Origin of the sequence: Levilactobacillus sp. FUA 3915, assembly GCF_044053135.1 — a bacterium.
Classification (GTDB): domain Bacteria; phylum Bacillota; class Bacilli; order Lactobacillales; family Lactobacillaceae; genus Levilactobacillus; species Levilactobacillus lanxiensis.
The window spans coordinates 1,095,621-1,108,617 of sequence record NZ_CP168704.1 but is presented as its reverse complement, the minus strand read 5'-3'; the positions used below and the strand labels follow the sequence as shown (position 1 = coordinate 1,108,617).

Below are 12,997 nucleotides of genomic sequence, written 5' to 3'. Positions count from 1 at the left end.
GGAAATCATGAAAATCAAGCATTTAGTACTGGCAGTAGTCTTAAGCCTAGGACTAGTTGGAGCAGTTACTTCAGTCTCTCAACCAGCCAGCGCCGCTACTAATAATGCCAAGAACTACAAGACGTACAAGTCCATTCCTAAGCCATTGCGGGGGACGTGGCGGACTAAGGGATATACCGAGTACAATGGCGAGAGTAATAAAAAGGTGCGCTGGAGCTACTCGTTCAAAAAGCATACGTATTCACAGAAAGTGGATTTTCAAGGGAAGCGGAAGTCCAAGACCATTCACTTTTTAAAGAAAGAAATTCGTGACATTGACTACCGTTACAAGACCAAGCGATACGAGATTTATCCAACGGCGGTCAAGACGAAGAGTAAGCTTGCATATGCCTCTATCCTCTACTTGAAGCCAGTTCGTCATAATGGGAAAAAGGCGTTAGAGATGTATCCGCGAGTTGATAACCACACGACTTATCTCTATAAGCAATAGCATTTTTGATTAAGTAAAGGCCCAATCCACGCAGATGGATTGGGCCTTTGATGTACTTTAGAAGAATAGCTTACTTGTTTTTAGGTGCTAATTTCACTAGAATCAAGATAACTAAAACAGAGTGAATGTTTCATGTGGAACATTTGAGTGGAGGAATGGCATGCTAAAATTAGAAATTTATCAAAATAATCAAGAAGACCGCGACCGAATCGCCAACTACCAGCTAGCGGATGCCACCTTCACGGCCACGCCACAACAAGCTTTGGCGATTGCATTGGATAATCCGGATCGGTTTCCACTGATGGTTTTAGCCGATGACGAAATGGTTGGTTTTTTCGTTCTGATTAGAAATGAGGATGTCCAAGAGGTCGGGGCTGATCCGGCAACCGCGATTTTAATTCGCTCGCTTTCAATTGCAGAGAATCACCGGGGACAGGGTTTTGCTCGTCGGATGCTACAGGCGTTACCGCAGTTTGTACAGGACCATTTTCCGAGTGCAACCAGCTTAACCTTGTCAGTGGATCATGGGAATTTACCGGCCCAGAAGCTCTACGAGAAAGCCGGTTATGAAGACACAGGTCGACGGCGATACGGTCAGTACGGCGAGCAGTTTGTTTTGAGCCAAGAACTACTAAAATAAGGAAGTCCAAGAGTCATAACACATTATGACTATTGGACTTCCTTATTTTTAGTAGTGACAATTAGTGATCTTCAGGCGTTGGGCCGTAAGGGGTATAGAAGGTCTTACCACCTAGTGACATGAGGCCATAGTACGAAGGTGCTAAATCCCATTCCTCGCTGTAGTTGGGTTCAGCGTACGTCTTGAGCTGATTAGTGAGAGACAGCCGGTACTGCTTTTTGCCTTGGTAGGTGACCTTAGTCGTTTTAAAGCCTTTTAGTGACTTAGCCAAGTAGAGGTAACGCGTATGTCCCTTAACTGTCGTTCGCTGAATTTTTACGGAAGCGGTTGGTTTTGCCCGATACTCAGTGGACTTGCCAGCTGGATTGTTTTTACGAACTTCAACGTAACCGTTCGAAGTGATTTGGACGGATTGTTTGGATAAAGCTTTATTCTTGTTCTTCAGTGCCGTGACACCACCTAAGTAAAAGTCACCATGGCTACCGTTCTTTGGCAAGTAGGTTGGACGTTTAACCTTAGTGAAAGCACTCGTTTGGATGGCACTTGATGCCAAGGTGCCGTCAGCGGATGTCCATAGAGTCTGTTGGTAACCGGGGATTAAAATGTTTTTGTTCAAATATCTGGTGGCAATTTCGAACTGGTTACTAAAATGTTGCGCCTCAACGATGGTGCCCTTGGGAAGGGTCACCGTTTTCTTGATAGTGCCCATATCTAAGTAGGTTGTAAAGTCAGTGCTGAGTTTGACCCGCTTCGTGGTGCGGTAGTACGTGTTCTTGGTCAAGCTAGGCGTCGCTTTGGCAAAAGCTGCTTCACTTACGCGCTGGATTTTTGCAGTTCCTGATACCCGTGTCGTAGGCTTGTAGGGAAGAGGCTCATCGTCTTTGGGATCAAAGCCCTTCGTCAGTCCCTTTGCGTAAACGTAACCGTATTGGGTACCGTAGTTATCGGCAACCTTAAAATAAGTTGTCGATTTGCCACTGTGCACCATCGTGTCTTTTTCAAGGACATACCAGCTTGAATATTCCAAAGTGGCCAGATTAGCCATCCGTTTAGTATGGGTCTTGTCCCAAGAATATAAAGCCTTTTGTGGGTTGGCAATGTGATATGGCTTTGGTGTGACGGTTTGCGTGTCCGTCATTTGATAAGTAGTTTTCGCGTCAGCGGTGGTCGTTAAAGCCAGTGATCCGCCAGCCAGTAAAGCGACCGCGACTGTTAATTTAACCCAATTTTTATGCATTTAGTTAGTCCCCTCTATTTCCCTGGATATATGTGTCTAATGCCAATTGTTGCTAAGATGTGTTAATTTCCCCGCGTAATCTGTTAATGCCTTTTCAGTATAGCCCTCTGCTGGTGAGTGTTCAACGGATTCACATTTTGTGTGTGGAGCTCAGTCGGTGTAGGTGATTTTTACAGTGCCCCCAAGTCTTTCGGCTGTGCACCATTCGCCACCAGTCGGTTGAACTCAGCGTGGACGGCCGGGTCGACGTGGTTGGTGCCGGGGAGGTAGTGAATGCTCTCGGTACCGGCTTGAAGTGCCGTCTTGTAGTACCACTTTTTCCAGCGCAAAAAGTCGAGGGTGTGTTGAAGTCGCGCCATCTTGGCTTCCAACTGAGCCTCGTGCTCCGCTAGAAAATCGTAGCGGTCGTGTAACGTGCTGTCGCCGGTCATACACAGATCGATGAAATGGCCGATCTGCTTAACAGGGACGCCGGCTTCCTTGAGGCAGACGATGACCTCCAGAAAATTAAAATCGTTATCTTTAAACCGGCGCCGGCCAGCAGCGTTGCGGTCGACGAAGGGCAGGAGACCCTCCTTATCGTAGTAGCGCAGGGTGTAGGGGCTAATGTCGAGCTTATCTGCGACTTGCCCAATCGAGTATGTCATGAAAAAACCTTCTTTTTAAAATTTAGGCTTGACCTAGAGTTAACTCTAGATTCTATACTTGTGCCATTGATTAAACAAGCGAATATTTAGGAGGAACATTTCATGACTGAACAGAAACCATTAGTTGTTATCACCGGGGCCAGTTCTGGCTTTGGGGCCGAGGATGCCAAATTATTCAACGCAGCGGGTTACCCGTTATTACTGTTGGGCCGGCGTTTAGCCAAGATTCAGGCGCTACCACTCGACTTCACCAATGTTCTGACCGCTGCTGTTGACGTGACGGACCAGGCCGCTTTGGCCGAAGCCATTCACACTGCCGAAGCCCAGTACGGACCGACCGACCTGCTGATCAACAATGCTGGTGTAATGTTGCTGGGAAACGTTACGCGTCAAGATCCCAAGGAATGGCAAACGATGCTCGACACCAACGTGATGGGCGTGCTCAACGGCACCCAAATTGTCTTGCCCGGCATGATTGACCGCCAGCACGGGACCATCATCAACATGTCTTCGATTGCTGGTTTCAAGGCGTTTGCCAATCATGCGGCCTACGTTGCCAGCAAGTTCGGTGTCCACGGCTTGTCCGAAACGATTCGCCAGGAGGTCGCCGGTGATAATGTCCGGATCTCATTGGTAGCCCCAGGGGCGGGAGAGACGGAACTATTGACCCACGTGACCGATGCCGCGGCATTAAAGGATTACGAGGCCTGGAAGCAGACCATGGGTGGCTTGACGTTGGATGCCAAATACGTGGCGCAGACCGTGAAGTTCATCTACGATATGCCACAAGCGGTTAACATCCGCGAAATTGATTTGGCAGCGACCCGTCAAGATAGCTAATGTTCCACGTGAAACACTAGAATTAATGAGTGCCCGGCCACACGGATTTCGTCTGTGGCCGGGCGTTTTTGCCGGGGTCGGGAGTATGGTATGATAGCGGTATCAAAAGCTGAAAGGATGACCCTAATGACTAACCGTGACAAGATGCATACCGGTGACCTGTACCTACCGGACGACCCCGCCATTGAAGTGGAACAGAAGCACTACCTCGACCGGCTCTACGACTACAACCATACCCGGCCGAGCGAGCCAGCGAAGCAGCAACAGATTCTTCGTGAGCTGTTTGCCGACCTGGGTGAGAACTGCTACGTGGAACCGCCATTTCACGCTAACTTTGGTGGGCATCACGTTCATTTTGGCGCCAACGTCTACGCCAATTTTAACCTGACCATGGTCGATGACACCCACATCTACGTCGGCGACCACACCATGATTGGGCCCAACGTGACGCTGGCCACGGCTGGCCATCCCATCAACGCTGAGCTGCGTTCCCGGAATTATCAGTACAACATGCCAATTCACATTGGCCGAAACTGTTGGCTGGGTGCCGGCGTCATCGTGCTCCCGGGCATCACGATTGGTGATAACGTGGTCGTGGGCGCAGGGAGCATCGTCACCAAGGACCTGCCGGACAACGTGGTGGCAGTGGGCAATCCGTGTCACGTGCTCCGGCCAGTCAATGCGCATGACCGCGAGTTTTACTTTAAGGACCGGCGAATCGATCCAGACCTATTTAAAAAATAGAGATGACGTCAGCTTCGGTCATGTGCCGGAGCTGACGTTTTTCAAATGAAATGCAGGGAATTTTTTCAAACGACATCATGTGTCATGCCGGAGGTGTACGCTAATCGTGTAACCATTACATAAACTGGAGGAGAGAAGTATGAAATTAACCCAAGCACTAGCCCTCATCACCGTCACCACTGGATTGGGACTCGCCGGGACCATGACGTTGCCCGGCAATACCACGCAGGCAGCGGCCAAGTCGACTCTGAAGACTTTTCCCAAGGCGTTTCGGCATAATTGGTATACGTCATCGAGAAAGCGTAGTACTGCCATGAAGATTACGGCTAAGACAGATTATATGCGCTACAATATGGGCACGGACTTTGTTAAATTTAACCTGCATGCGCACAAGCTGCCATTTCCCAACAACAAGAATAAATACAAGGGCTTATGGATATACGCCAAAAAGCAACACGGTACGATTCACATTGGGTTGTGGAATAAGAGCGTAACGCTGCCACTAGAAGGCAGCTACCGGGTTAGAACCAAGACTTACAAGAACCGGAAAATTAAGATGCTTCAAGAAGTTTCTGGCGGACACGTTGACAGTACGTACTACACCACAAAGAAATTAGCAGACCACTTTAACAAGTAATGGTCGACCCAAAAACTAGGGATAACGTCGTTCATCAAGGGCGGCGTTATTCCTAGTTTTTTAGGCAGTATCGGTCGTTTTTCACTTCATAAATAAAAAAATATCCCCTTGCTAGTAGCAAACGACATGATGTGTCATGCCATTATTGTACGATAGGTGCATAATCAGTTGGCACAAAGTGAGAGTTGTTAAAACTAAGATGATTGAAGGGAATCAGCAATATGAGCGAAGAAAAACCACAGGTCCGGACTAACGCGGACGTTCAACAGGTTTACCAGGAGGCAGAGAAACTTAAAAAATCACGGGAGTGGCGGATGGCCCAGCACGATTGGACCGTCGACAAGCTGCAAACTCTGCAGGCAATGGCACTGCCGGAATTGATTGAGCATTTACAGACGGTTGTCGCAACAAAAGTGGCGATGGACAATTTAAATACGGCCTATCAACGAAAGACGGACAACTTCTTGAACGCCTTTAATAATCACGTGAGCGATTTAGATGACAAATTTAAACAATACGCCTATTTAAATCAACATCCAGGTGAGATTGCTTATTGTCGAACTCACCATGTGAAGAGCTTACCCACAACGAAGCCAATTAACAATCGGAGCACCAAGGTGGCTAAGATTGGGACGGTTGTGAGCTTTGCGGCGTGCTATATTTTGACCTTCCATAACAATTTCTTGATGAATTGGATAGTTACCGGACTACCACTGCTACTACTAATGATTATTGGCATGGTGGGCTTCCCACTGTTATACATAGCCGCCAAGTTTCATCTGCCTTTTTCTCAACCCTGGGCCATGTACCGTAATTATCGTATCCTAGCCTTAGGCAAACGGATTCGGCGGGCAGATGAACGGTACTGTCAGGAGAATAACTGTGATGACGTATCACTACGCATACGATTCAAGTATGGCGAAAGTTTAGACGCCAATCGGGGACTTTATTTTGAGCAAATGAGTAGTGAATCAGATCAGACCAAAAACTATTTGGCGGGCTATGCCGCAACCTTGAAAACTCACGCCACCTACTTTCCGATGGATGATTTACAGGATGTTCGGCACGCTTTTCGAATTTACAAGTTACTCATGAACGGGCGGGCTTCAAGCTGGAAGGAAGCAACGGTCTTGGTCGATGAGGATGAACGAATCGACCGGCTGAAGAACACGTTGGTTGATGAGATTCGCTCGGCCAAAGGTGACATCATGCGCGCAATTAAACAGGCTAGCACGGAAATTACACAGGCAGTGGCGGCGACAACTGAAGCCATTGAAGGTGTCAAGAGTTCTGTGGACTATCAAACGGAACGTATGGAAAAGTGGAATGAAATTCAATTAGCGGTGATGGATTACCAAACGGATATTATGAAGGACAGCAATGATCGCATCAATCATTACTACGGTCGGGCACATAAGTATTATTAAGGAGAGGTCGTTTATGAAATTAACGCAAGCACTAGCCCTCATCACGATCACCACTGGTTTGGGTCTCGCCGGAGCCATTACGTTACCCGGCAATACCACGCAGGCAGCGGCTAAGTCGACGCTGAAGACCTTTCCCAAGGCATTTCGGCATAACTGGTATACGTCAGGGGGGAAGTTCGGCAATGCTATGAAGATCAAAGCCCAAACGGTTGATATGCGATTCTATCATATTGCCAGTTTTTCTCGGTTTACACTGCATGCGCACAAGCTACCATTTCCTAATAATAAGAATAAATATAAGCCATTATGGATCTACGCCAAAAAGCAACACGGCACGATTCATATTGGGTTGTGGAATAAGAGCGTGACGCTGCCACTAGAAGGTAGCTACCGGGTTAGAACCAAAACTTATAAGAACCGGAAGATTAAGGTGCTTCAAGAAGTCTACCGCGGACACGTTGACAGCACGTACTACACCACAAAGAAATTAGCAGCTCACTTTAACAAGTAATGGTCGACTCAAAAACTAGGAATAACGTCGTTCAGCAAGGACAACGTTATCCCTAGTTTTTTTACGCATCACCAGTGATAATAACCAAGTAGAACCCAACGCAGCCGGCCGTTCATCGTCATTTTAGAAACTTTTCTCTTGACTGTAACGTTACGGTGAGCCTATTTTTCTTATGCTACTCGCTGGCGTTGATTGTGATTCGAATCCTACTGAAAAATTATTTCGATACGATTTCATTTGGCATTTGGTTCTCCGTCTGTATCATTGCCACAATCGGGTATATCATCCTACTCACCATCATGCAAAATAACTTTGAGATGATTTTTGCGGCCGGCTTAATGGCAGTCGGGTTTGGGGTGATGGTGTCGGTTTCCCAATCAACATCGCTTCTGTTAGCACCCATAGAAGAACAGGGGCTGGCGAACGCGACCTACTATTTGGGCAGCGACATTGGGATGTTCCTTGGCCCCATCATTGGGGGAATCCTTCCAACCATTTTTCCGCTCAACTTCTTTTACCCGGTGATGTTAGTGATTGTTCCGCTAACGGCCATTCTTTATCTTTGCAATCGGCGTAAACTTAATTCGGCCGCACAATACAATTAGGTTACTTGAGCTGTTAAAAAGGCCCGCCACTACTAGACTGTACTAGTAGTGACGGACTTTTTAGTCTAACTCAGTATAATTGTGTTTAGCTTCGCCAGTAGCCATTCTCCTGTTCCACGGCCATTTGGCCCGCCAAGTTCAGGTAGTTAAACGGTTCGTTGAAATTAGGCGAGAACAGCATGTCCAGCAGGGCCAGTTGGTCAATGGTCCCGCCATTTTGAATCAGCGCGGACACCGTATTGGCTGCCTGGGAAACGTCGTGCTTGCAGAGCAATTGGGCGCCAAGAATCTGACGGTTATTGCGGTCGTACAGCAGTTCCACCGTGATGGGGTGGGAGTCCGGCATGAAGCCTGGTCGGTACGTGCCGGTATACTCGACGTGTCCGACGTTCAGTTCCGCCGCCTGCGCCTGTGCCAGGGTCAGCCCAGTGCAAGCCATAGTGTCATCGAAAATTTGCATGCCCGTGGTGACCTGGGTGCCGAGCGTCCGTAAACGCCGGTCACCCACGTTGATGCCGGCGACAGTGCCTTGCCGCACGGCGCTGGAGACCAGTGGGGCGTAGGTGACACCGGTCGACGGATTATCGCGACTGAGCACCGCATCGCCGGCCGCAAAAATATCGGGATCGGAGGTCTGTAGGTAGTCGTCAACCAAAATCGCGCCGTTCTTGGCCATTTTAACCTGGCCGGCTAGGAGATCCGTTTGGGGAATCATGCCAGCGCTAATGGCGGCCATGTCAACGTGATAATTGGCGTGGTTGGTTTCAATCAATAGCTGGTCGTTTTCAGCGTCTTGAAAGGAGGTCACAACCGTGTTCGTTAAAACGCGGACGCCCTTGGCCGTTAGAAGCTCAGTAATTTTGTCCGCGATGGCTGGTTCAACGTAAGTGTTGAGCAAGTGGGCCGGCTTCTGAATCAGCAGAACTTGATAGCCGGCGGTCGCATAGCCTTCAGCCAGTTCAACGCCGACGTAGCCCCCGCCAACGATGGCGACACTCTGCTGACCAGCGGCGTAGGTGCACAGGTCGTGGGCCTCGTCGTAGGTTTTACACAGCAGGACCTTAGGATTCTCCACGCCGGAAATGGCGGGAATGGCCGTGACGGAGCCGGTGGCCATGATGAGTTTATCGTAGGTGTCGCGTTCGATTTTTTTGGTAATTAAATCCTGGACCAACAAACAGTGGGTCTTCGCGTTGATGCGAATGACGTCGTGATTGGTGGCCATGTTCACGCCTTGCTTAACGAAGTCTGCGGGCTCGGCGTAACGGGCGTCGGCAAGGGCTTCCACGGTGCCTTCAATATGTAAATACGTGGCACAGGACAGGTATGAGATTGTGTTTTGCCGTTCATAAACGGTGATTTCAGCATCGGGATAATAAGTTAAAATTTGTTTGACCGCAGCAATACCTGCGTGGGTACAGCCGATGACGACGACTTTCATAAGATTAATCATTTCTTTCTATTACTAATTGACTTCATTATAGTATACTGTTCAGTAAGGTAAAGCAATGCAAATTGTTTATGAGGGGGTAGTATTTTTTGGAACCAATCTATCGGTATTTTGTGCAACCACAGATTAATACGGAAACGAAAACAGTTTTTGGCTATGAACTCTTGATGAAGCAATTGACCCCTGACGGTTGGCGTTTACCGGAATCCTTTTCCGCTATCGACCCACAAATTGTGGCAGACTTACTCGTGGCAACCACGAAGGTTCTGTCGCCTAAAGTGCGTTATTGTTCAGTAAACGTTAACCGTGAGCAATTAATGACGACGTCAATTGCGTCCGCCATCACGAAAAGCCAGGAACAGATCTATCCGACGCGCTTGGTCGTTGAACTCACCGAAGATGATGGACCACAAAAGTATGCGGTCCAAGACCTGATTCCCCAGCTGAAAAAATTCATTGATCAGGGGATGGAACTGTCGCTAGATGACGTCGGCACGGGTGATAATTATTTCACAGACATCCAAGATTTATTGCCGCTGGCGTCCGAAGTTAAATTTGCGTTACAAAACTTCAACCAAGGTTTCAGCGACCCCAAGATTCAGCAGCAGGTCCATTTCTGGCGCGCCATAACGGCAGAGTATGGGTTGCGCTTGGTGCTGGAAGGTATTGAGGATCACGAGGACAGTGTGCTGAGTAAGCGGTTGGGCATTCGGTTGAAGCAGGGGTACTACTTCAGCAAGCCACGCCTGCTCAAGCTCCCCGGCGATACGTTTGACGCGGGGTAAACTGGTTGTTGCCTCGCCTTCGGGCTGGTGAAAACTGGGCCGTGACGCTGTGGGCGCACGTCTGGAGCCGAAGAGCGGTCTCCAGACTTACTTTGAGCCTCTGAGAAGCGAGTCTCAAAGATAGCAGTTGCCTAAGCGGGGAACCCGCTAAGGCAACTCCCACGGCTTAGCCCATTTTCACCAGCCCTGCGGCTGACACGGGTTTAACCCGTAAAACGCATCGTCACCTAAGTCTTTTGGCTTAGTTGATACCTTGAGTGTACTCCAGGGGTTTAGTGGTTACTAATAAATTGACCCCGAACAGTTAAAGATAAATATGACTAATGAAACGCGTACCGTATTTGAGTACGCGTTTTTTCTGTGCAGTAAAACGATTAATTGTAGATAATAAAAATATTTTATACCTAGTGGTGGCATTTAATGATTACGGTAACTATAATGGGGCTAGACAAGTTGACTACTGGTAACTATTGCGAAAAACATAATGGGCGACTAACCATTGAATTGAAACAAAGTGGTCAATGATATTTACTTATAATCCAGCAAAACAAGTGATTTATTGAAATTAGTTCGGGGAGAAAGGGCGACGATGGATGACAAGGAAACAATGGCAGGAGCTACTGGTGGCGGCGTTATTGGTGGTATTGGCAATCGGAGTTTTACGTCGTCCACGTTCGCGTGTGCAAGCGGAAGCGGCGACGACGACCGTGCCGGGGAAGGGGACGCCTAGTGCTGCGCCGTTTGGCTTATTTGGGTTCTATTTGAATACGGGATTCAGTTTACAGCCGGAGGACCGCTTCACCTATGTCAATAATGCTAAGCTGTTGACGACTGATACGGCGCACTCGATGTGGGCAATATTTAATCTGACAGCCAAAGACCATTTTCAGTGGTATCAGTCAGTTGATGGCGGGAAAAATTGGACCAAAGCGCAAGATGGCAATAAAGCCTCTGATAAGTATGGGACAACGCCGGATTTGATTGTGACCCCGTCCAAGGAAGGCACCGTCTATTACCAAGCCTCGTTTCAGTACTACACTGTCTTGCCTATTTGGCCAGTGACGAACACTTATTTCTCTAAAGTAGCCGCAGTAACAACCCTACCGGCGCCAATCGATGCCAGTGCGGTCAAAGTTTCAATTGATAATAACTATCTATACAACAATCAGGATGTGGCGGCCTCGACGTTCGTTCACGGTCAGCCGACGCCAGCGAACGCAACGGGGAATATCACCTGGACCAGTAGTGATCCGACTATCGCGACGGTGGATGCTAAAACGGGGAAGGTCACGGCAAATAAATCAGGCAAGGATGGTCAGGTGACCATCACGGGGACCGTCCAAAATGATGGTCTTGCCGACGTGAGCGATTCGGTCACGCTGACCGTTGGTGGTGGATTGGCAGATCAAACGGTTACGGAGGGGCAGTCCGCCGATTTCCACGTACTAGGGAATATCGATCAGAAGCCGGACAACGTTGCCTGGCACCGAGTTGACGCTAAAACTAAGGATGATAAAATTGTGGCTAACACGCAGAGCCTGGATTACCAGACTCCCGTGACTACGTTAACCGACAAGGGCGCCCTGTATTACGCTGAGGTCACGGTTACCATGTTAGATGAACAGGAAAGACCGCAGACCCAGACGATTACGACGCGTCGAGCTGAACTAACAGTTAATCCAAGCACGGTGCCTCGAGTCACCATCACCAGTGATATGAAAAATTTAACGGCCGCGGCGGAAGCGAACACCACTGCACAACAATTGTCTGGGTCCGTTAATCCGATTCGAAACGATGACACTGCCCATAATTTAACGAATATCGTGCAGGGTGATGAATGCAAAATTACAGGGACCATCATAGATGCCAATTGGGTTTATTCGACGATGGCCAGCGGGGAATTAACGTTTGAACTGCCTAGTAGTCTGAGTAATCAGGTAGCGTTTAAACTCAATGATGAGCTACAGGCAGTTGCTAAGCAGACGGTTGGATCAGAGACGATATTTTCACTGGATGGCATTGATTTCAGTCAGGCCCTTTTTGGCAGGAATGACTATGAAATTGATTTCACCTCACCCATCACGACTAACCAGCTCTACACCACCGGCGTGCGGTTGCGGGGAATTGACAAGAACAATCAACCGCTGGGGACTTACAGTGGGCCCAGCCTCAGACTGAACTTTACGGACGGCGTTATCGACGCAACGGCCCATCCCATCACCTTTGGAACGCTGGATACAACCAGTCTAGGTAAAACGGTGGCGGGTCAAGTCATGGACGGTGGGAACCTGCTCGACGTCAGGGACAATCGACGCCGGCGCGACCAGGTGGCCGTTCAACTCCAACAGAGCACCCCCTTTTACAGTGGCGACCGACCCTTGGCGGCAGACCTGTTCTACGACAGTGGCTCGCTGTCCTATCCGCTGTCGAACGTTGCTCAAACCGTTATCAACGCTGGGGCCGGGATTGCGGTTCAGTCGATTGGGGCTAAGGGTGAGCACCTGAATCTGAAGCTGCTATATGCCGCCTACCAAGCTGGTCACTATACTTCAACGCTGAATTGGACGTTTGCGACAGTTCCTAGTGTGTAAAAGTTTCACGTGAAACATCGTTATCTGTGGCGATTAAAAATGCGGCTAGTCTTACTACGCGTAGGGCTAGCCGATTTTTGTCAACTAATAACGGCTATCTTGTGCTTAAATTGTTAAAATATTTTACGATTAAAATGGTATTTGTTAAAAATAAAAAGTATAATAAAACCAGACAGAGTCGTTAATTTGTAACACCAGAAATGGCTGATTGACGAAATCTCACATAGACATCAGATGTTTGCTAAAAACTAGGTTGGCAAACGAATGATCGTCAGGACTTATTGGGTAATGGACTAGGCATTAATGACCGAAAAGTGTGACGGTTTTAACCACTATTTGGTTGAACTTTTTATCATAGTAATTTTAGGTTGAGAATTAAATTGATGGAGTCAA

General features: G+C 48.3%; 13 protein-coding genes. 10 read left to right on the top strand and 3 right to left on the bottom strand.

The genetic code is table 11. From position 1 onward, the window contains the following. Positions 1 to 7: 7 nt before the first annotated feature. Complete coding sequence (locus tag ACEPST_RS05385) at positions 8 to 490, top strand: hypothetical protein (protein ID WP_204120600.1); 483 nt, start codon at positions 8 to 10, stop codon at positions 488 to 490. A 160-nt stretch (positions 491 to 650) separates the two neighbouring features. Continuing rightward, entirely contained in the window at positions 651 to 1,130 is a 480-nt protein-coding gene (locus ACEPST_RS05380) for a GNAT family N-acetyltransferase (RefSeq protein ID WP_204120599.1), read from the top strand. A 61-nt stretch (positions 1,131 to 1,191) separates the two neighbouring features. Here the strand turns inward: ACEPST_RS05380 and ACEPST_RS05375 are convergent, their stop codons facing one another. Both ACEPST_RS05375 and ACEPST_RS05370 read right to left on the bottom strand, forming a co-directional pair. Further along, positions 1,192 to 2,367 (bottom strand): hypothetical protein, encoded by a 1,176-nt coding sequence (locus ACEPST_RS05375; protein WP_204120598.1) that lies wholly within the window; start codon positions 2,365 to 2,367, stop codon positions 1,192 to 1,194. 170 nt (positions 2,368 to 2,537) lie between these two features. Further along, a complete protein-coding gene (locus tag ACEPST_RS05370; protein ID WP_203646464.1) occupies positions 2,538 to 3,014 on the bottom strand; it encodes a MerR family transcriptional regulator in 477 nt (158 codons plus the stop codon). A 102-nt stretch (positions 3,015 to 3,116) separates the two neighbouring features. Here ACEPST_RS05370 and ACEPST_RS05365 point away from each other — a divergent pair, with 102 nt between their 5' ends. From ACEPST_RS05365 to ACEPST_RS05340, 6 genes are all read left to right on the top strand, one after another. Continuing rightward, positions 3,117 to 3,854 carry an SDR family oxidoreductase gene (locus ACEPST_RS05365; RefSeq protein WP_204120597.1) on the top strand — a complete coding sequence of 246 codons (738 nt, stop codon included), beginning with the start codon at positions 3,117 to 3,119 and terminating at the stop codon, positions 3,852 to 3,854. Positions 3,855 to 3,980: 126 nt separating this feature from the next. Continuing rightward, positions 3,981 to 4,598, top strand: coding sequence for a sugar O-acetyltransferase (locus ACEPST_RS05360; protein WP_204120596.1), 618 nt, complete (start codon positions 3,981 to 3,983; stop codon positions 4,596 to 4,598). A 139-nt stretch (positions 4,599 to 4,737) separates the two neighbouring features. Further along, entirely contained in the window at positions 4,738 to 5,235 is a 498-nt protein-coding gene (locus ACEPST_RS05355) for a hypothetical protein (protein WP_204120595.1), read from the top strand. A gap of 221 nt (positions 5,236 to 5,456) precedes the next feature. Continuing rightward, positions 5,457 to 6,662, top strand: coding sequence for a hypothetical protein (locus ACEPST_RS05350; RefSeq protein WP_204120594.1), 1,206 nt, complete (start codon positions 5,457 to 5,459; stop codon positions 6,660 to 6,662). Positions 6,663 to 6,675: 13 nt separating this feature from the next. Continuing rightward, positions 6,676 to 7,173 (top strand): hypothetical protein, encoded by a 498-nt coding sequence (locus ACEPST_RS05345; protein WP_204120593.1) that lies wholly within the window; start codon positions 6,676 to 6,678, stop codon positions 7,171 to 7,173. A 155-nt stretch (positions 7,174 to 7,328) separates the two neighbouring features. Then, entirely contained in the window at positions 7,329 to 7,778 is a 450-nt protein-coding gene (locus ACEPST_RS05340; RefSeq protein ID WP_275404322.1) for an MFS transporter, read from the top strand. A gap of 85 nt (positions 7,779 to 7,863) precedes the next feature. On the opposite strand, the gene ACEPST_RS05335 is transcribed toward ACEPST_RS05340, so the two are convergent. Next, on the bottom strand, positions 7,864 to 9,219 hold the full coding sequence (locus ACEPST_RS05335; RefSeq protein WP_204120686.1) for an FAD-dependent oxidoreductase: 1,356 nt from the start codon (positions 9,217 to 9,219) through the stop codon (positions 7,864 to 7,866). Positions 9,220 to 9,317: 98 nt separating this feature from the next. Between ACEPST_RS05335 and ACEPST_RS05330 the strand changes: the two genes are divergently transcribed. After that, positions 9,318 to 10,013, top strand: coding sequence for an EAL domain-containing protein (locus tag ACEPST_RS05330; RefSeq protein ID WP_203646443.1), 696 nt, complete (start codon positions 9,318 to 9,320; stop codon positions 10,011 to 10,013). Between the two features lie 593 nt (positions 10,014 to 10,606). Further along, positions 10,607 to 12,604 carry an Ig-like domain-containing protein gene (locus tag ACEPST_RS05325; protein ID WP_204120592.1) on the top strand — a complete coding sequence of 666 codons (1,998 nt, stop codon included), beginning with the start codon at positions 10,607 to 10,609 and terminating at the stop codon, positions 12,602 to 12,604. Positions 12,605 to 12,997: the final 393 nt, after the last annotated feature.

Excerpts from the sequence above, each read along its gene's own strand:
- ACEPST_RS05385 (WP_204120600.1), top strand. The coding sequence starts at position 8 with ATGAAAATCAAGCATTTAGTACTGGCAGTAGTCTTAAGCCTAGGACTA.
- ACEPST_RS05380 (WP_204120599.1), top strand. The coding sequence starts at position 651 with ATGCTAAAATTAGAAATTTATCAAAATAATCAAGAAGACCGCGACCGA.
- ACEPST_RS05375 (WP_204120598.1), bottom strand. The coding sequence starts at position 2,367 with ATGCATAAAAATTGGGTTAAATTAACAGTCGCGGTCGCTTTACTGGCT.
- ACEPST_RS05370 (WP_203646464.1), bottom strand. The coding sequence starts at position 3,014 with ATGACATACTCGATTGGGCAAGTCGCAGATAAGCTCGACATTAGCCCC.
- ACEPST_RS05365 (WP_204120597.1), top strand. The coding sequence starts at position 3,117 with ATGACTGAACAGAAACCATTAGTTGTTATCACCGGGGCCAGTTCTGGC.
- ACEPST_RS05360 (WP_204120596.1), top strand. The coding sequence starts at position 3,981 with ATGACTAACCGTGACAAGATGCATACCGGTGACCTGTACCTACCGGAC.
- ACEPST_RS05355 (WP_204120595.1), top strand. The coding sequence starts at position 4,738 with ATGAAATTAACCCAAGCACTAGCCCTCATCACCGTCACCACTGGATTG.
- ACEPST_RS05350 (WP_204120594.1), top strand. The coding sequence starts at position 5,457 with ATGAGCGAAGAAAAACCACAGGTCCGGACTAACGCGGACGTTCAACAG.
- ACEPST_RS05345 (WP_204120593.1), top strand. The coding sequence starts at position 6,676 with ATGAAATTAACGCAAGCACTAGCCCTCATCACGATCACCACTGGTTTG.
- ACEPST_RS05335 (WP_204120686.1), bottom strand. The coding sequence starts at position 9,219 with ATGAAAGTCGTCGTCATCGGCTGTACCCACGCAGGTATTGCTGCGGTC.
- ACEPST_RS05325 (WP_204120592.1), top strand. The coding sequence starts at position 10,607 with ATGACAAGGAAACAATGGCAGGAGCTACTGGTGGCGGCGTTATTGGTG.